We start from the raw sequence: 19,401 nt of genomic DNA, 5'->3' as shown, positions 1-19,401 counted from the left end.
GCGTCAACTGCCCGGGGACAGCACAGTTTGCAGTCCCCGGGCTTTTGCGTTTCCAGGAAACCCCTACTGGGGGCATGCCCATTCAGAGGGGTTTCCTGGAGTCGTATCACCTGGGGCCGTGGTTGACGGCCCATGCAACCTCGAGTCGGAGTGCTCATGCCTTACTCGTACACCGAAAAAAAGCGCATCCGCAAAAGCTTCGCCAAGCGTGAAGACGTTCAAAACGTTCCCTTCCTTTTGGCGACTCAGCTTCAATCCTACCTAACTTTCCTGCAGGCGGATACCGCCCCGTCCGAACGCGTAGCCGACGGTTTGCAGGCGGCGTTCTCGTCGATTTTCCCGATCGTTAGTCACAACGGTATGGCGCGCTTGGAGTTCGTGAGCTACGTGCTCGGCGAACCGGTGTTCGATGTCAAGGAATGTCAGCAACGTGGCCTGACCTATGCCTCGCCCCTGCGAGCCAAGGTCCGCCTGGTGCTGCTTGACCGCGAAGTCAGCAAGCCCACCGTGAAGGAAGTGAAGGAACAGGAAGTCTACATGGGCGAAATTCCGCTCATGACGGGCACGGGTTCCTTCGTCATCAACGGCACCGAACGTGTCATCGTGTCGCAGCTGCACCGTTCGCCCGGCGTGTTCTTTGAACATGACCGCGGCAAAACGCACAGCTCTGGCAAGCTCCTGTTCTCGGCCCGCGTGATTCCTTACCGCGGCTCGTGGCTGGACTTCGAATTCGACCCGAAGGACGTCCTGTTCTTCCGCGTCGACCGCCGTCGCAAGATGCCTGTCACGATCCTGTGCAAGGCCATCGGCATGACGCCGGAATCCATCCTGGCCAACTTCTTCGACTTCGACAACTTCGAACTGAAGAGCGAAGGCGCGATGATGGAATTCGTGCCTGAGCGCTGGAAGGGCGAAATGGCCCGCTTCGATATCGCCGACCGTTCGGGCAAGGTGATCGTCGAAAAAGACAAGCGCATCAACGCCAAGCATCTGCGCGACCTGGCTGCCGGCGGCATCCAGCGCATCTCCGTGCCGGAAGACTTCCTGTACGGCCGCGTGCTGGCCAAGAACATCGTTGACGAAGACACCGGCGAAGTCATCGCCAACGCCAACGACGAGATCACGGAAAGCGTGCTCGGCGCCCTGCGCGCCGCGAACGTGCACGAATTCCAGGCGCTGTACACCAACGACCTGGATCGCGGCCCGTACATTTCGCAAACGCTGCGCACCGACGAAACCGCCGACCAGATGGCCGCGCGCGTCGCCATCTATCGCATGATGCGTCCTGGCGAACCGCCCACCGAAGAAGCGGTGGAAGCGCTGTTCCAGCGCCTGTTCTACAGCGAAGAAACGTACGACCTGTCGCGCGTTGGCCGCATGAAGGTCAACAGCCGCCTGGGCCGTGGTGAGGACATCACCGGCCCGATGACGCTCACCAACGAAGACATCCTTGAAACCATCAAGGTGCTGGTCGAGCTGCGTAACGGCCGTGGCCAGATCGATGACATCGATCACTTGGGCAACCGCCGCGTGCGTTGCGTGGGCGAACTGGCCGAAAACCAGTTCCGCGCCGGTCTCGTGCGTGTCGAGCGCGCCGTCAAGGAACGTCTGGGCCAGGCCGAGACGGAAAACCTGATGCCGCACGACCTGATCAACTCCAAGCCGATCTCGGCCGCCATCAAGGAGTTCTTCGGTTCGAGCCAGCTGTCGCAGTTCATGGACCAGACCAACCCGCTGTCGGAAATCACGCACAAGCGTCGTGTTTCCGCACTGGGCCCGGGCGGTCTGACCCGCGAGCGCGCCGGCTTCGAAGTCCGCGACGTGCACCCGACCCACTATGGCCGCGTCTGCCCGATCGAAACGCCGGAAGGCCCGAACATCGGTCTGATCAACTCCATGGCGCTGTACGCTCGTCTGAACGAGTACGGCTTCCTGGAAACGCCGTATCGCAAGATTATCGACGGCCGCGTCAGCGAGCAGATCGATTACCTGTCGGCCATCGAAGAAAGCCACTACGTCATCGCGCAGGCTAACGCCGCGCTGGACGAAGAAGGCCGTTTCGTCGACGACCTGGTGGCCTGCCGTGAAGCGGGCGAAACGATGCTGACCGCGCCGGCCAACGTGCACTACATGGACGTTGCCCCGTCGCAGATCGTGTCGGTGGCTGCCTCGCTGATTCCGTTCCTGGAGCACGACGACGCGAACCGCGCACTGATGGGCGCCAACATGCAACGTCAGGCCGTGCCTTGCCTGCGTCCGGAAAAGCCGGTCGTGGGTACGGGTATCGAACGCACCGTGGCCGTTGACTCGGGCACCACCGTGCAGGCGCTGCGTGGCGGCCTGGTCGACCACGTCGACGCCGAGCGCGTCGTGATTCGCGTAAACGACGAAGAAAACGTCGCCGGCGAAGTGGGCGTCGACATCTACAACCTGATCAAGTACACGCGTTCCAACCAGAACACGAACATCAACCAGCGTCCGATCGTCAAGCGTGGCGACCGCGTTGCCAAGGGCGACGTGCTGGCTGACGGCGCATCGACCGACCTGGGCGAACTCGCCCTGGGTCAGAACATGCTGATCGCGTTCATGCCCTGGAACGGCTACAACTTCGAAGACTCGATCCTGATCTCCGAAAAGGTCGTGGCCGATGACCGCTACACCTCGGTCCACATCGAAGAACTGACGGTTGTCGCCCGTGACACGAAGCTCGGTCCGGAAGAAATCACCCGCGACATCAGCAACCTGGCTGAAACGCAGTTGAACCGCCTGGACGATTCCGGCATCACCTACATTGGCGCCGAAGTCAGCGCCGACGACGTGCTGGTCGGCAAGGTCACGCCCAAGGGCGAGACCCAGCTGACGCCGGAAGAAAAGCTGCTGCGCGCCATCTTCGGTGAAAAGGCGTCCGACGTTAAGGACACCTCGCTGCGCGTGCCCTCGGGCATGACCGGCACCGTGATCGACGTGCAGGTGTTCACGCGTGAAGGCATCGTGCGCGACAAGCGCGCCCAGTCCATCATCGACGATGAACTGCGCCGCTATCGCCAGGACCTGAACGACCAGCTGCGCATCGTTGAAAACGACCAGTTCGATCGTATCGAGAAGATGCTGATCAACAAGACCGTCAACGGCGGCCCGCGCAAGCTGGCCAAGGGCGCGACGATCACCAAGGCCTACCTGGCCGACCTGGATCGCTGGCAGTGGTTCGACATCCGCCTGGCCGATGAGCCGCACGCCGTCGTGCTGGAGCAGGCCAAGGAATCGCTCGAGCAGAAGCGTCACCAGTTCGACCTGGCCTTCGAAGAGAAGCGCAAGAAGCTGACGCAGGGCGACGAGCTGCCCCCGGGCGTGCTGAAGATGATCAAGGTCTACCTGGCCGTGAAGCGTCGTCTGCAGCCTGGCGACAAGATGGCGGGCCGTCACGGCAACAAGGGCGTGGTCTCGCGCATCACGCCGGTGGAAGACATGCCGCACATGGCTGATGGCACGCCGGCCGACATCGTTCTGAACCCGCTGGGCGTGCCCTCGCGGATGAACGTCGGCCAGGTGCTGGAAGTTCACTTGGGCTGGGCTGCCAAGGGCGTCGGCCATCGCATCGCCGACATGCTGCGCGACGAGCGCACGGCGCAGGTCAAGAACGTCCGCGCGTATCTGGACAAGGTCTACAACACGACCGGCTCCGGCGCGCGCATCGACGAGCTGACCGACGACGAAGTCATGGAAATGGCCCAGAACCTCAAGAACGGCGTGCCGTTCGCGACGCCCGTCTTCGACGGTGCGACCGAAGAGGAAATCACCAAGATGCTGGAACTGGCCTATCCGGACGACGTCGCCGAGCGCATGGCGCTCACGCCTTCGCGTACGCAGGCATGGCTGTTCGACGGCCGCACGGGCGAGCAATTCGAGCGCCCCGTGACCGTCGGCTACATGCACTACCTGAAGCTGCACCACTTGGTCGACGACAAGATGCACGCTCGTTCCACTGGCCCGTACTCGCTCGTGACCCAGCAGCCGCTGGGCGGCAAGGCGCAGTTCGGCGGCCAGCGTTTCGGGGAAATGGAAGTGTGGGCGCTGGAAGCATACGGCGCCGCCTACACCCTGCAGGAAATGCTGACGGTGAAGTCGGACGACATCAACGGTCGTACCAAGGTTTACGAGAACATCGTCAAGGGCGACCACGTGATCGATGCCGGCATGCCGGAATCGTTCAACGTTCTGGTCAAGGAAATCCGCTCGTTGGCCCTGGACATGGATTTGGAGCGTAACTAATGAAAGCGCTACTCGACCTCTTTAAGCAAGTCTCGCAAGACGAGCAGTTCGATGCCATCAAGATCGGCATCGCCTCGCCCGAGAAGATCCGTTCGTGGTCCTACGGCGAAGTCCGCAAGCCCGAGACCATCAACTACCGCACGTTCAAGCCCGAGCGCGACGGCCTGTTCTGCTCCAAGATCTTTGGCCCGATCAAAGACTACGAGTGCCTGTGCGGCAAGTACAAGCGCCTGAAGCACCGTGGCGTGATCTGCGAAAAGTGCGGCGTGGAAGTCACCGTCGCCAAGGTTCGCCGTGAACGCATGGGCCACATCGAGCTGGCCAGCCCCGTCGCGCACATCTGGTTCCTGAAGAGCCTGCCGTCGCGTCTGGGCATGGTGCTCGACATGACCTTGCGCGACATCGAACGCGTTCTGTACTTCGAAGCCTGGTGCGTGATCGAGCCCGGCATGACGCCGCTCAAGCGCGGCCAGATCATGTCGGATGACGATTTCCTCGCCAAGACCGAAGAGTACGGCGACGACTTCCGTGCCCTGATGGGCGCGGAGGCCGTGCGCGAACTGCTGCGCACCATCGACATCGATCGCGAAGTGGAAACGCTGCGCGGTGAGCTGAAGGCCACCAGCTCGGAAGCCAAGATCAAGAAGATCTCCAAGCGCCTGAAGGTGCTGGAAGGCTTCCAGAAGTCCGGCATCAAGGCCGAGTGGATGGTCATGGAAGTGCTGCCCGTGCTGCCGCCGGACCTGCGTCCGCTGGTGCCGCTGGACGGCGGCCGCTTCGCGACCTCCGACCTGAACGACCTGTACCGCCGCGTCATCAACCGCAACAACCGCCTGAAGCGCCTGCTGGAGCTCAAGGCGCCTGAAATCATCCTGCGCAACGAAAAGCGCATGCTGCAGGAAGCTGTCGACTCGCTGCTGGACAACGGCCGCCGTGGCAAGGCCATGACGGGCGCCAACAAGCGCCAGCTCAAGTCGCTGGCCGACATGATCAAGGGCAAGAGCGGTCGTTTCCGTCAGAACCTGCTGGGCAAGCGCGTCGACTACTCGGGCCGTTCGGTCATCGTGGTGGGTCCGCAGCTCAAGCTGCATCAGTGCGGCCTGCCCAAGCTGATGGCCCTGGAACTGTTCAAGCCGTTCATCTTCAATCGTCTGGAGATGATGGGCCTGGCCACGACCATCAAGGCTGCCAAGAAGCTGGTCGAAAGCCAGGAACCGGTGGTCTGGGACATCCTGGAAGAAGTCATCCGCGAACACCCGGTCATGCTGAACCGTGCGCCCACGCTGCACCGTCTGGGCATCCAGGCGTTCGAGCCGGTGCTGATCGAAGGCAAGGCCATCCAGCTGCACCCGCTGGTTTGCGCGGCGTTCAACGCCGACTTCGACGGTGACCAGATGGCTGTTCACGTGCCGCTGTCGCTGGAAGCCCAGCTCGAAGCGCGCACGCTGATGCTGGCGTCGAACAACGTGCTGTTCCCGGCCAACGGCGAACCGTCGATCGTGCCGTCGCAGGACATCGTGCTGGGTCTGTACTACACGACCCGCGAGCGCATCAACGGCCGTGGCGAAGGCATCTTCTTCACGGACGTCGCTGAAGTCCAGCGCGCCTATGACAACGGCGAAGTCGAGCTGCAAAGCCGCGTCACCGTGCGCCTGAAGGAACACGAGCGCGACGAGAACGGCGAATGGCAGCCGGTCATCCGCCGTCACGAGACGACGGTCGGCCGTGCGCTGCTGTCCGAGATCCTGCCCAAGGGCCTGCCCTTCACCGTCCTGAACAAGGCGCTGAAGAAGAAGGAAATCTCGCGCCTGATCAACCAGTCGTTCCGCCGCTGCGGCCTGCGCGACACCGTGATCTTCGCTGACAAGCTGATGCAGTCGGGCTTCCGCCTGGCCACGCGCGGCGGTATCTCGATCGCCATGGGCGACATGCTGATCCCGACCGCCAAGGAAGGCATCCTGGCCGAAGCCAGCCGCGAAGTGAAGGAAATCGACAAGCAGTACTCGTCGGGTCTGGTCACGTCCCAAGAGCGCTACAACAACGTTGTGGACATCTGGGGCAAGGCTGGCGACAAGGTCGGCAAGGCGATGATGGAACAGCTCGCGACCGAACCCGTGATCAACCGTCACGGCGAGGAAGTGCGCCAGGAATCGTTCAACTCCATCTACATGATGGCTGACTCGGGCGCTCGCGGTTCGGCTGCCCAGATCCGCCAGCTCGCCGGCATGCGCGGCCTGATGGCCAAGCCGGACGGCTCGATCATCGAAACGCCCATTACCGCGAACTTCCGTGAAGGCCTGAACGTACTCCAGTACTTCATCTCCACCCACGGTGCGCGTAAGGGTCTGGCCGATACGGCACTGAAGACCGCGAACTCGGGTTACCTGACCCGCCGTCTGGTCGACGTGACGCAGGATCTGGTCATCACCGAAGACGACTGCGGCACCTCGCAGGGCTACAACATGAAAGCCCTGGTCGAAGGCGGTGAAGTCATCGAACCGCTGCGCGACCGTATCCTCGGCCGCGTGGCTGCCGTGGACATCGTCAATCCGGACACGCAGGAAACGGCCATCGTCGCCGGCACCTTGCTGGACGAAGACCTGGTCGACACCATCGACCGCATCGGCGTGGACGAAGTCAAGGTCCGCACGCCGCTGACCTGCGAAACGCGTCACGGCCTGTGCGCGCATTGCTATGGCCGTGACTTGGGTCGCGGTTCGTCGGTCAACCAGGGCGAGGCAGTCGGCGTCATCGCTGCCCAGTCCATCGGTGAACCGGGCACGCAGCTCACGATGCGTACGTTCCACATCGGTGGCGCGGCGTCGCGTTCGGCCCTGGCCAGCGCGGTGGAAACGAAGTCCACCGGTACCGTGGGCTTTGCCAGCACGATGCGTTACGTCACGAACGCCAAGGGCGAACGTGTCGCGATCTCGCGCTCGGGCGAACTGGCGATCTTCGACGACAACGGCCGCGAACGCGAACGCCACAAGATCCCGTACGGCGCGACCGTGCTGGTGGGCGATGGCGAAGCCGTGAAGGCTGGCGCGCGCCTGGCGACGTGGGATCCGCTGACCCGTCCGATCGTGTCGGAATACGGTGGCGCCGTCCGCTTCGAGAACATCGAAGAAGGCGTGACCGTTGCCAAGCAGGTGGACGAAGTCACCGGCCTGTCGACGCTCGTCGTCATCACGCCCAAGACCCGTGGCGGCAAGATCGTCATGCGTCCGCAGATCAAGCTGGTCAACGAGAACGGCGAAGACGTCAAGATCGCCGGCACCGATCACTCGGTGAACATCTCGTTCCCGGTGGGCGCGCTGATCACCGTGCGTGACGGCCAGCAGGTTGCCGTGGGTGAAGTCCTGGCGCGTATTCCGCAGGAATCGCAAAAGACCCGCGACATTACCGGCGGTCTGCCGCGTGTGGCCGAACTGTTCGAAGCCCGTTCGCCGAAGGACGCCGGCATGCTCGCCGACGTCACCGGCACGGTCTCGTTCGGCAAGGACACCAAGGGCAAGCAGCGTCTGGTCATCACCGACCTGGAAGGCGTGAGCCACGAGTTCCTGATTCCGAAGGAAAAGCAGGTTCTGGTGCACGACGGCCAGGTGGTGAACAAGGGCGAAATGATCGTGGACGGCCCGGCCGATCCCCACGACATCCTGCGCCTGCAAGGCATCGAGAAGCTGGCGACGTACATCGTCGACGAAGTGCAGGACGTCTACCGTCTGCAGGGCGTGAAGATCAACGACAAGCACATCGAAGTGATTGTTCGTCAGATGCTGCGCCGTGTGAACATCGTCGACGCGGGCGACACCGAGTTCATCCCGGGCGAGCAGGTCGAGCGCTCCGAGCTGTTGAACGAAAACGACCGCGTCACGGCTGCCGACCTGCGTCCGGCAACGTACGACAACGTGCTGCTGGGTATCACGAAGGCCTCGCTGTCGACCGACTCGTTCATCTCGGCCGCTTCGTTCCAGGAAACCACCCGGGTCCTGACCGAAGCCGCCATCATGGGCAAGCGCGACGACCTGCGCGGCTTGAAGGAAAACGTCATCGTCGGCCGCCTCATCCCGGCGGGTACCGGCCTGGCGTACCACCACGCTCGCCGCGACAAGGAACTGCTGGAGGCGGCGGAACGCGAAGCCGCTCGCCAGCAGGCCAACCCGTTCGAGGACGCGCCGGTCACGGTGGGCTCGGATGTGGAAACGCCCGCGCCCGACACCGGCGCCGAGAACTCCGCCGAATAAGCGGGATTCCCGGACAGGTTCCCCCGCAGCGATGCGGGGGACAGCCTGAAAATCAAAGGCCGCTGATGAAAATCAGCGGCCTTTCTTTTTGTGTGTTGCGTGTTGGGTGCTGTGTGCTGTGTGCGGCGTGCAGCGTGCGACTGACAGGGGGCGGCAGGACTACTTCACAAGCTGTGCGCGTGCGCGCTGAAAGGCGGGGCCCCAAGCCGGATGACCGGCCTCGTTGGGGGCGAGTTCAAAAGTCGGATCCAGGGCAAGAATGCGGGAGAAGCTGTCCTCGCAAAGCTGGGTGTAGCGGGTGACGCAATAGCTGAAAGCCTGAAGCTTGTAGGCTTCGATGCGAACCGCTTTGGACGAGGCCGCCAGCGTATCGGAGGTGGCGACGCCACGGATCACCTCGCCGTAACGGCCGGCACCGTACTGGTCGCGCACCTGTTGCAACTCGGCCAGCGCTTCGGCCGTGGGGGGGCTCTCGGGTTGTGATGCGGAGATGCCCGCGCAGCCGGCCAGGAGGGCCGATACGCCAAGCAGACTGCTCAGGATGCGAATTTTCATGGCTTCCAAAGATGTAGGGTGGTGACGCGGTACGCTATCGTGCCACAGCCTGATGCGCTCGGACATCTTCGGCAATGTCCTGATGCTGCGGATTGGATAATATTCCGCCTAAATAGCCCCTGAACCGTTTTTGGCGCGCCCGCGCAGCTTCGATGATGTCTACTCCCGCCGGCCTGTTGACGCCGCGTGGCCCGTTTTCCGGCGCCGCGCCGTTGGCGTTGCGCCCATTGAGCGCCATTGCCGCCAGCGCGGCGGGCGGCGTCCCGGAATCGCGCATCAAGCGGCTCCTTTCCGACCTGCTGCCGTCCCTCGTCGCCCTGCACGCGCAGGGCGAAGTCTGCGGCGATATTTCGCTGGAAACCGTGGGCATGGACGAGGGGGCGCGTGCGCACCTGCTGCCCGAACTGGTGGTGGCGCGCTCGCGGCGCGCGAGCAGGACGCCGGCTGCCGGCTTTGCGCCGTTCGAACTCTATACCGATTCCATGGAATGGCCGCGAGGCCCCTGGACCGACATCTATTCGCTTTGCGCGGTGGCGCACGCTCTCGTGACCGGGACCCGGCCGCCGCCCGCGCCGGAGCGCCGCGCCCACGACGCGTATGAGCCCCTGGCCTCGATGGAGCTGCCCAAGTACGGGAAAGCGTTCCTCCAGGTCATCGATGCGGGGCTGGCGATGGATCCGCAGGCGCGGCCCCAAACCCTGGCCGAGCTGGCCAGCCTGTTGGGCGTGGCCGCCTATGATGAACCCGTCGCGGACACGGACGATCTGGACGAGTCGGCCAAGGTCGCGCCCGCGCCCGGCATCCCGGAGCCACGCCCGCCTGCCCGTCGGCGCGGACCGCTGCTGTTGCTGCTGCTGATCCTCGCGCTCATCGGCGCGGGCGTGTACGCGTGGTTTCAATGGGGCCTGGGAACGCCCAACGCCCTCATCACCCGATCGGAAGTCGTGCAGCCGAATCCGCCAGTCGTGCATCCCTTGCCGCAAGCCGCGGCGCCGGCCCCGCCGCCCGCTGTGGTGCAGAAGCCCGCGGATCCCGCGCCCCAGCCTGGCAGCGGCGCGATGCCTGGTCCGGAGTCGGCAGCCAATTCCGCCGCCACACCGTCGACGGCGAATCCCGCGGCGCCGGCCGATGTCACGACCACGCCCGCGCCCGCGCCGCCGCCCGCGGCACAGGAATCCACCCCGGCGCCCGCGGCCGTCGACGAAGCGCCCAAGCCCAAGCCGGTCCCGGTCACGGTGCGCCTGGACATCCGTCCTTGGGGCGAAGTCTGGATCAACGGCGTGGCGCGCGGCATCAGTCCGCCGGTCAAGGAACTCAAGCTGGTGCCTGGCAAGTACCAGGTCGTCGTGCGCAACGCCGACCTTCCGCCCAAACGCATGACGCTGGAAGTCAGGCCGGGCAAGCCGGCCGTCATTTCGCATACGTTCGAATAGGGACGCAGGCGGCAAGCAGCGGGACTACACCTGCGGCAAGTGCAGCATGAACAGCGAGCCCACGCCGGGCTCGCTCTGCACTTCGATGCGTCCGCCGTGGCGCTCGGCGACGGTGCGCACGAACGCCAGCCCCAGACCCGCCCCGCCGATATCGCCGCGGTTTTCCACCCCCACGCGCGCGAAGGGTTCGAACAGCCGCGCCAGATCCTGCGGCGCGATTCCTTGTCCCTGATCCTGGATGCGCACCCGCCAGAAGCCGGGCAGCTCGTCGATGCCGCATTCGATGCGCGTGCCGGAGGCGCTGTACTTGATGGCATTGTCGACCAGGTTGCAGAGCGCGCGCATCAGCAATGTCTGTTCGCCGCGCGTGTAGGCGACCGGCAGCGGAGTCGTGACCTCCAGCGCAATGCCGCGCCTGTTGGCGGACGGCCAGAAATCGTCGACGGCGTCCTGCAGCAGGCTGCCCAGGTCCAGTTCGATGGCGCTGATCGTCATGGATTCGGCGCGCGTCAGGTGCACGAAGTCATCGACCAGCCGCAGCGTGCGGTTGGCCAGCATTGCGATGCGGTCCAGCGTGTCGTTGCCAAGCGCTTGCGCTCCTGCTTCCTGGGATATCTCCACCAGCGCCAGGATCGAGCTTTGCGGCGCGCGCATGTCGTGCGAGATGAAGCGCAAGGTCTCTTCGCGCTGGCGCTCGGCCTGCCGGATGCGCGAGATGTCGGTCAGCGTGGCCACCGTTCCCGCGAACTGGCCTTCGGCCGTATGGATGGGGGCGCACTTCAACATCAGGTCGCGTCCCGCGCGGTCGCGCACTTCCAGGTCCGCGCTCCAGGGCGTTCCCGCATCGGCCGCGTGGCGTCCGCTCAGGGCCTCGGCCACGCGCGCCCGCGCGCCTTCGTCGGCCAGGGTGCGCTCCAGCAAGTGCGCCGCCGGCTGGCCGATGCGGGGAGCGCGAATGCCCAGGTGCTGGAAGAACTGGACGGCGGCCTGGTTGCGGAATCGCATGCGGCCATCCTGGTCGAAGACCAGCGTCGCATCCGGCATGCCGTCCAGCCCGTCGGCCAGGAACCGCCGCAGGTTGCGCACGCGCGCGAGCGCGCGGCGCAGTTCGCCGACACGGCTTTCCAGTGACGCATTCGGATTGGCGAGCGGGACACGGGCTTCGTTCAGGATCGGCGGGTACTCGCGCTGCAGCCGCCGCAGCTCGTTGTCCATATAGCGCAGCGCGGCTTCCTGGTTGCGCCAGCTCCAGAGCGGATAGCACAGCGCCACGCCGGCCAACGCGGCCGTCGGCGCGAACCACAGGAACGCGTGGGCCAGCAGCAGCCAGGAGGCCAGCGGGATGACGGCCAGCAGTGCCAGGCTGACGAGCAGCGCCTTCTTGGGCGCCAGGCGCCACAGGGACAGGCACGCGAGCAGCACCGGCAGCAGCGCGAATAACGCATTCCACCCGGCCGCCGGACGTTGATAGACGACGTCGGTGCGGGCCGCCTGCAGGATGTTGGCGATGATCTCCACGCCGGAGATCCCGCTGACGTCATGCGACACCGGGGTCGGGTAGTCATCGCCCAGGCCGGTTGCCCAGGCGCCCACCAGCACATATTTGCCGCGCAGGGCTTGCGGGGGAATGTCGCCGCGCAGCACGGACAGGTAGGACACCGTCCGAATGTGGGTCGGTGGGCCGGCATACGGAATCAGGATACGGCCCTCGGCATTGGCGCGTGTGAGCAGGCGCCGGGCGTGTTCGGCTTCGCCGCCGACCTCCAGCATCGAGATGGCGAGATGGTTCCAGCGGTGTCCCGCGAACTGCGTCGTGAGCACGGCTTCCCGCACCACGCCGTCCGGGTCGATCACCGCATTGATGAAGCCGATGGATGCCGCGGCCTGCGCCAGTTCGGGAAGGGGCAGGCCGATGGCGCTCGGATTTCTCAAGCGATCCAGGATCGCGGGCAGCACGGTATGGCTGTTGCGCCGGATGCTGTCGGCAAGTATCGCGTCGTCGCCGGTATTCACCGTGTCCGCCTCGGCAAAGATCAGGTCCAGGCCCACGGCGCGCGCACCCTTCAGCCGGTCGAGCAGCGCCGCGTGGACCGCGCGCCGCCAGGGCCAGCGCCCCAGCGCCTCGATGCTCGCGTCGTCGATCGCCACCACCAGGATGTCCGGATCGGCGGCGCGCTCGGTCATCATGACCGCGCGGTCATAGAAGACCTGGTCGAGCCGGCCAAGTCCGTTGAATGAACCGAGAAACGCCGCCAGCGCAGCCAGCGCCATCGTCAGCCACAGCCCCGATCGCGAGGGCCGATCGTGCGAGTCGGCGGCGTCGGCCATGGCGCGCCTTAGTACGCGGTGAGCGTCACGAGTCCGCCTGTGCCGCTGCTGACGCCAAGTCCGTACGATGTCATCAGCATGTTCGCCCCTTCGAAAGCGCGGACCGAATCCTGGCCGTGCAGGCCCAGGTTGTCGACGGCGCGCACTGAGACGTAGAACGTGCCGGGACCCGGGGCGGAAAAGCGGATGTCGTTGGTGGGAAAGCTGGCGGACGACACCGGCAAGGTGCCTTCTGCGTCGCGCGAGACGCGCACCAGATAGCTGAGCGCGCCTTCCACCGGGGCAAATGGGACCGACCAGGTGCCGCCCGAGCGGACCGGCTCGCCCAGTTGCGGCGCCGCCAGCAGCGGGCGCACGCCGGACACGGTGCCGTCGGCTCCCACCGCGGCGCCGTAGCCCTGCGACACCGCAACGGGTTTGGCGGGTGCGTCGCCCGGCGCGTGGGCCTGCAGCCTCACGCTGCCCTGCAGCACTTCGCTATGAACGCCCTGCGCGCCGCTCTGAACGCGAAAGCGCGTGCCGCGCACGCCCGTCACCGCCACGGGCGTGCGGATCTCGAATCGGCCCACGCCCTGGCCGGCTGGCGCGACGCTCGATTCCACGCTTCCCCGTCGCACATTGATGACCGAATCAGTCAGCGCGGTCCCTTCGAACTGGCGCAGGCGCGTGAGCTCGACCGCCCCATTGGAGGGCAGCGTGAGCCGGGAGCCGTCGGCAAGCTGCAGCGTGACGAAGCCATTGGGCGCGGTTTCCAGCGTGCTGCCTTCGGGCACCGGCGTTCCGGGCTGCAGGGACTTGCCATTCAGGTTTGCCTGCCCGCTGACGTGGACCACCTGCGCCTGCGCGTCGCGCACCGGAATCATCGACAGGGGGATATGCAGCTCCAGTCCGATGGGCAAGCGTTCCGGAGTAAGGACGTTGTTGATCGTCTGCAGTCGGCCCCAGTTGGCCTGGTTGCGCGTGTATTGCGTGGCCAGTTCGATCAGCGTATCGCCTTGGCGGACGCGATGGATGAAGTCTTCCCCCAATGCGCCGGCGGGTTGGCTGCGCGCGGGGGCGCCCAGCGTGATCGAGGAAATCAGGACAAGCAAAGAAAGCGCGCGGAAGCGGCTCATGGCAATCGATTCTCCAGGGATTCAGGCAAGGCGGCTAAGACGAACTGCCGTGGCTGTCTTCAGACGGACCGACCAATTCGAGCCGGTAGCCAAGCGCATAGGACGACGTCAGTCGCACACCGTGCTGGGGACGGAGCTGAAGCTTCTGCCGGATGTTCGACAGGTGGGTGTCCAGCGTGCGCGAGGTGGCGGGAATCTCGCGGTTCCATACGCATTCGGCAAGCACGTCGCGCGACATCAGCCGGCCCACGTTGCGAAAGAACAGCAGCGCCAGTTCGAATTCTTTGGGGGCCAGCGGGATCGCCACGTCGTCCAGCGAAATGGATCGCGCCGCCGGATCAACGCGATATCGCGCAACCTCGATGGTTTCGTCGACGGGCTCCGAGATCTGGCTGCGGCGCAGCAGCGCCGCCACGCGGGCCAGCAGTTCCAGGGGGCGCAGCGGCTTGACGATGTAGTCGTCCGCACCCGCGCGCAGGCCCTCGACCAGGTCGTCCTCGCTTGACCGGTTGGTCAGGAAGATGACGGGGATGCGTGCGCCAATGTGGGCGCGCAGCCAGCGGACCACGTCGTCGCCATCGATGTCGGGCAGGTGCCAGTCCAGCAGCACCAGGTCAAACACTTCAGTACGCAGGGCCGCAAGCAGATCCCGGCTTTGGTGGTAGCTGGTGCAAGCATAGCCAGCGGCGGACAGGACCTGCTGAATGCGCCGAGCCTGGTCAAGGTCGTCTTCCAGCGACGCGATTTTCATTAGAAGAGTTCTCGCGAGAGTTGGCTGCGCAGGCGCGCGTGAGGCGACCTAGCAAAACGGGGGAATTTATGTAAACGAATGATAACTCGGGAAAACCCTTCGGCGGCAACGTTATGGCAAGAACTGTCAAACATTGCAAAGTTGACGAATCTTGACTGGAGTTGTTGCGTTACCGCGCGCCACACTGTCTCAAAGGTATCCACCAGCCGCGATCACAGCCGGCGGTGCAAGGGGAGGGAATGCAGACGGGAAAGAAGATGAATCAATTGCGCATACTTGTGATGTCCATGGACGACGCTGTACGCGGATCCGCCGTGTCCACATTGTTACAGGCCGGCATATCGGCCCGCGGCTGCTCGACTTCGCTGGAATTGTTCAGCCTGCTCAACAGCGCGCATTACGACGCAGTGGTGCTCGATCTGGGGACGTCGGGCGAAATCGGCTACGCCCTCGTGGCGCGCCTGCATGGTTCCGCGCCGCTGGGAATCGTCGTCATCGGCCGGGGCATGTCGGTGGACAACCGGCTGCGCTGCCTGCAAAGTGGCGCGGATGCCTGCCTGCCCGATCCCCAGGACCCCCGCGAACTGGTTTGTATCCTGTTGTCCCTGTCCCGGCGCCTGCCGGTCGCCACGGATCCCGCCCATATGGGTGGAACGGGCAACGGCCGCTGGGAATTGCGCGACCAGGGCTGGACCCTGGCCGCGCCCTCCGGGGTCATCCTGTCGCTGTCGGCCAACGAGCGCCTCATCGTGCGCACCTTGCTCGATGCGGCGGGCAAGGCAGTGGGCCGCGAGGCGCTCGGCCGTGAACTGCAGCTAGAGGGGGACGGAGCGCGCGCGAGCAGCGCCCGCAGCATCGACGTCATTGTCAGCCGGTTGCGGCGCAAGGCGGAACAGGCGGGTGTGGTCCTGCCGATCCGGACGGTCTACGGCAGCGGCTACCTGTTTACCGACCGATAGACGCACTGCCCAAGCCCGCGCGCGGTACACTGCGACGGGTTCACCGCATGAATTCACCGCGGAGCAGTTCCCGCCACCGCAAATCGTTGCAGCCGCCGCATTGCCGCGCTCCGCAACTGTCCGCTACGTGGCCCCAATTTCCACCAGCACCGTGCAAGTTCCCGTCTTCTGGCGTGAACTTGCCGCTTGGTGGCGCTTACAAAAAATTTTGACAGTAGTCCCTTATCTCAGTTATGCTAAAGGGCTTACTGCTTTATTTCGCGCGCAAAATCTGCACGCTCAGGCAGGCAGTTCAGGGCCCTTAACGAAGGTGCGTCACGAGCCTTTTGTTATTCGGCCCATCAGTAGCAACTGTCCGATCTGGCTGCTTTCCGGTTTTGTGCGTTTGTCATGGTTTGTTGGCAAGCCCGCTCTTTTACGTATTTGAACGTTTGAGGCGGTTTTGCGCGAACTGCCTTCTCCAAAAGCGCGTCCGCTCCAGGAGACGAGTACGTAAGTACTTACCAGTGGTACGTAAAAGGGATTTCAAAGGTCATGCCTACCATTAGCCAACTCGTGCGCAAGCCGCGCGAAGTCAGCATCATCAAAAGCAAGAGCCCCGCGCTCGAAAACTGCCCGCAACGCCGCGGCGTGTGCACTCGCGTGTACACCACCACCCCCAAGAAGCCGAACTCCGCTCTGCGTAAGGTTGCCAAAGTGCGTCTGACCAACGGTTACGAAGTCATTTCGTACATCGGCGGTGAAGGCCACAACCTGCAAGAGCACTCGGTGGTTCTGGTGCGTGGCGGCCGTGTGAAGGACTTGCCCGGTGTGCGTTATCACATCGTGCGCGGTTCCCTTGACCTGCAAGGCGTCAAGGACCGTAAGCAAGCCCGTTCGAAGTACGGCGCCAAGCGCCCGAAGAAGGCTTAATAACAAGTCAGTAGTACCCCGGCGTGGCGGAAGTCCGTCACCAGGGAAGTGCGACCGCGCCATCCAGATGATGGGAAGGTGCGCGGCACGTAAGGGGTCGTCCCAATGGGCGGCCATGGCCGTGTAATGAAACACGGTTCAACTGAACAGACACAAGGAAGCAACAATGCCCCGTCGTCGCGAAGTACCCAAGCGCGAGATTCTGCCCGATCCCAAGTTCGGCAGCGTCGAACTCGCCAAGTTCATGAACGTCGTCATGCTGGACGGCAAGAAGGCCGTCGCCGAGCGCATCGTTTACGGCGCCCTCGAGCAAGTGCAAACCAAGACCGGCAAGGAGCCGATCGAGGTTTTCAGCCTGGCGATCAACAACATCAAGCCGATCGTCGAAGTCAAGAGCCGCCGCGTTGGCGGTGCCAACTACCAAGTGCCGGTTGAAGTGCGCCCCGTGCGCCGCCTGGCCCTGGCTATGCGTTGGCTCCGTGAAGCCGCCAAGAAGCGTGGCGAGAAGTCGATGGATCTGCGCCTTGCTGGCGAACTGATCGACGCCTCCGAAGGTCGTGGCGCCGCGATGAAGAAGCGCGAAGACACGCACAAGATGGCCGAGGCCAACAAGGCCTTCAGCCATTTCCGCTGGTAATTTAAGGATTAATCCACCATGGCCCGCAAAACCCCGATCGAGCGCTATCGCAACATTGGTATCTCTGCGCACATCGATGCAGGGAAGACCACCACGACCGAACGTATCCTGTTCTACACCGGCGTCAATCACAAGATTGGCGAAGTGCATGATGGCGCAGCCACCATGGACTGGATGGAGCAAGAGCAAGAGCGTGGCATCACCATTACGTCGGCTGCTACGACGGCGTTTTGGCGTGGCATGGCCGGCAACTACCCCGAGCACCGCATCAACATCATCGACACCCCGGGACACGTGGACTTCACCATCGAGGTGGAACGTTCCATGCGCGTCCTGGACGGTGCCTGCATGGTCTACTGCGCGGTGGGCGGTGTGCAGCCCCAGTCCGAAACCGTGTGGCGTCAAGCCAACAAGTACGGCGTGCCGCGTCTGGCCTTCGTCAACAAGATGGACCGCACCGGCGCCAACTTCTTCAAGGTCTATGACCAACTGAAGAACCGCCTGCGCGCCAATCCCGTGCCGATCGTCATTCCCATCGGCGCCGAAGACACGTTCCAAGGCGTGGTCGACCTGGTCAAGATGAAGGCGATCATTTGGGACGAGGCCAGCCAAGGCACCAAGTTCGACTACAAGGACGTTCCGGCCGAGCTGGAAGGTCTGGCGAACGAATGGCGTGAAAAGCTGGTTGAAGCCGCCGCCGAGTCGTCGGAAGAGCTGATGAACAAGTACCTGGAAACGGGTTCGCTGGAAGAAGCCGAAATCAACCTGGCCATCCGCCAACGCACCATCGCTGGCGAAATCCAGCCGATGCTGTGCGGCACCGCCTTCAAGAACAAGGGCGTGCAGCGCATGCTGGACGCGGTCATCGACTACCTGCCTTCGCCCGTGGACATCCCCCCGGTCGACGGTCAGGACGACGATGGCAACGCGGTCAAGCGCAATGCCGACGACAACGAGAAGTTCTCGGCGCTGGCATTCAAGCTGATGAGCGATCCGTTCGTGGGTCAATTGACCTTCGTGCGCGTGTACTCGGGCGTCCTGAAGTCGGGCGATACGGTCTACAACCCCATCAAGGGCAAGAAGGAACGTATCGGTCGCATTCTGCAGATGCACGCGAACAACCGCGAAGAAATCAAGGAAGTGTTGGCAGGCGACATCGCCGCCGTGGTCGGCCTGAAGGACGTGACCACCGGCGAAACGCTGTGCGACATCGACTCCCACATCCTGCTCGAACGCATGATTTTCCCGGAGCCCGTGATTTCGCAGGCCGTCGAACCCAAGTCGAAGGCTGACCAGGAAAAGATGGGTCTGGCGCTGTCGCGTCTGGCTCAGGAAGATCCGTCGTTCCGCGTGCGCAGCGACGAAGAATCCGGCCAAACCATCATTTCCGGCATGGGCGAGCTCCACCTGGAAATTCTGGTCGACCGCATGAAGCGCGAATTCGGCGTGGAAGCCAACGTCGGCAAGCCGCAAGTGGCCTACCGCGAAACCATCCGCAAGACGTGCGAAGAAGTCGAAGGCAAGTTCGTCAAGCAGTCGGGCGGTCGCGGCCAGTACGGTCACGTGGTGCTGAAGGTCGAGCCCCTGGCTCCTGGCGGTGGCTACGAATTCGTGGACGCCATCAAGGGCGGTGTGGTTCCTCGCGAATACATCCCCGCGGTGGACAAGGGCATCCAGGAAACGCTGCCTTCGGGCATCCTGGCCGGCTACCCGGTCGTGGACGTCAAGGTCACGCTGTTCTTCGGTTCGTACCACGACGTGGACTCGAACGAAAACGCGTTCAAGATGGCCGGCTCGATGGCGTTCAAGGAAGGCATGCGCAAGGCTAGCCCCGTGCTGCTGGAACCGATGATGGCCGTTGAAGTCGAAACGCCGGAAGACTACGCAGGCACCGTGATGGGCGATCTGTCCTCGCGTCGCGGCATGGTCCAAGGCATGGACGACATGGTCGGCGGTGGCAAGACCATCAAGGCTGAAGTGCCCCTGGCCGAGATGTTCGGTTACGCCACGAACCTGCGTTCGCTGACGCAAGGTCGTGCCACGTACACGATGGAATTCAAGCATTACTCCGAGGCCCCCAAGAACGTCGCTGACGAAGTCATCGCCGCTCGGGCCAAGTAAATAACCCTTGCCGGGTCCGCCCATTCGGGCGGCCCTGGCAGAAATCAAGTTTCCTTGAAAGTTTAAAGGATAGAGAT

General features: G+C 63.8%; 12 protein-coding genes. 8 read left to right on the top strand and 4 right to left on the bottom strand.

What is annotated here, in order from left to right:
- Positions 1-156 precede the first annotated feature (156 nt).
- Together rpoB and rpoC are read left to right on the top strand one after the other, a co-directional pair.
- The gene (gene rpoB / locus ACZ50Q_RS28050) at positions 157-4,269 is read left to right on the top strand and encodes a DNA-directed RNA polymerase subunit beta (protein WP_092582885.1); all 4,113 of its coding nucleotides are present in this window, start codon (positions 157-159) and stop codon (positions 4,267-4,269) included.
- On the top strand, positions 4,269-8,513 hold the full coding sequence (gene rpoC / locus ACZ50Q_RS28045) for a DNA-directed RNA polymerase subunit beta' (RefSeq protein WP_092582886.1): 4,245 nt from the start codon (positions 4,269-4,271) through the stop codon (positions 8,511-8,513). Before rpoB ends, rpoC begins: the two co-directional genes overlap by 1 nt.
- A gap of 159 nt (positions 8,514-8,672) precedes the next feature.
- On the opposite strand, the gene ACZ50Q_RS28040 is transcribed toward rpoC, so the two are convergent.
- Positions 8,673-9,068 (bottom strand): TssQ family T6SS-associated lipoprotein, encoded by a 396-nt coding sequence (locus ACZ50Q_RS28040; RefSeq protein ID WP_076518319.1) that lies wholly within the window; start codon positions 9,066-9,068, stop codon positions 8,673-8,675.
- Positions 9,069-9,223: 155 nt separating this feature from the next.
- Between ACZ50Q_RS28040 and ACZ50Q_RS28035 the strand changes: the two genes are divergently transcribed.
- Positions 9,224-10,501 (top strand): serine/threonine-protein kinase, encoded by a 1,278-nt coding sequence (locus ACZ50Q_RS28035; RefSeq protein WP_464082049.1) that lies wholly within the window; start codon positions 9,224-9,226, stop codon positions 10,499-10,501.
- Between the two features lie 24 nt (positions 10,502-10,525).
- Here the strand turns inward: ACZ50Q_RS28035 and ACZ50Q_RS28030 are convergent, their stop codons facing one another.
- Genes ACZ50Q_RS28030 through ACZ50Q_RS28020 form a run of 3 tightly spaced genes read right to left on the bottom strand, consistent with a single transcriptional unit; the run spans position 10,526 to position 14,695 of the window.
- Entirely contained in the window at positions 10,526-12,829 is a 2,304-nt protein-coding gene (locus ACZ50Q_RS28030) for a CHASE2 domain-containing protein (protein ID WP_464080131.1), read from the bottom strand.
- 8 nt (positions 12,830-12,837) lie between these two features.
- A complete protein-coding gene (locus ACZ50Q_RS28025; protein ID WP_092582888.1) occupies positions 12,838-13,944 on the bottom strand; it encodes a FecR domain-containing protein in 1,107 nt (368 codons plus the stop codon).
- A 34-nt stretch (positions 13,945-13,978) separates the two neighbouring features.
- Positions 13,979-14,695, bottom strand: a complete 717-nt coding sequence (locus ACZ50Q_RS28020) for a response regulator transcription factor (protein ID WP_092582889.1) — start codon at positions 14,693-14,695, stop codon at positions 13,979-13,981.
- A 164-nt stretch (positions 14,696-14,859) separates the two neighbouring features.
- Between ACZ50Q_RS28020 and ACZ50Q_RS28015 the strand changes: the two genes are divergently transcribed.
- The 5 genes from ACZ50Q_RS28015 (at position 14,860) to fusA (ending at position 19,324) form a co-directional block, all read left to right on the top strand.
- Positions 14,860-15,654: a response regulator transcription factor gene (locus tag ACZ50Q_RS28015; protein ID WP_464082048.1), complete on the top strand. Its 795-nt coding sequence runs from the start codon at positions 14,860-14,862 to the stop codon at positions 15,652-15,654.
- 151 nt (positions 15,655-15,805) lie between these two features.
- Positions 15,806-16,081, top strand: a complete 276-nt coding sequence (locus ACZ50Q_RS28010; RefSeq protein ID WP_464080130.1) for a hypothetical protein — start codon at positions 15,806-15,808, stop codon at positions 16,079-16,081.
- Positions 16,082-16,188: 107 nt separating this feature from the next.
- On the top strand, positions 16,189-16,566 hold the full coding sequence (rpsL, locus tag ACZ50Q_RS28005) for a 30S ribosomal protein S12 (RefSeq protein ID WP_005017264.1): 378 nt from the start codon (positions 16,189-16,191) through the stop codon (positions 16,564-16,566).
- A 166-nt stretch (positions 16,567-16,732) separates the two neighbouring features.
- A complete protein-coding gene (gene rpsG / locus ACZ50Q_RS28000) occupies positions 16,733-17,203 on the top strand; it encodes a 30S ribosomal protein S7 (RefSeq protein WP_006216561.1) in 471 nt (156 codons plus the stop codon).
- Between the two features lie 18 nt (positions 17,204-17,221).
- On the top strand, positions 17,222-19,324 hold the full coding sequence (gene fusA / locus ACZ50Q_RS27995; RefSeq protein ID WP_092582890.1) for an elongation factor G: 2,103 nt from the start codon (positions 17,222-17,224) through the stop codon (positions 19,322-19,324).
- Positions 19,325-19,401: the final 77 nt, after the last annotated feature.

Source organism: Achromobacter sp. T5-5 (assembly GCF_055397965.1).
Note: the sequence above shows the minus strand (reverse complement) of the source record. Positions and strands in the feature narration are given on the sequence as shown.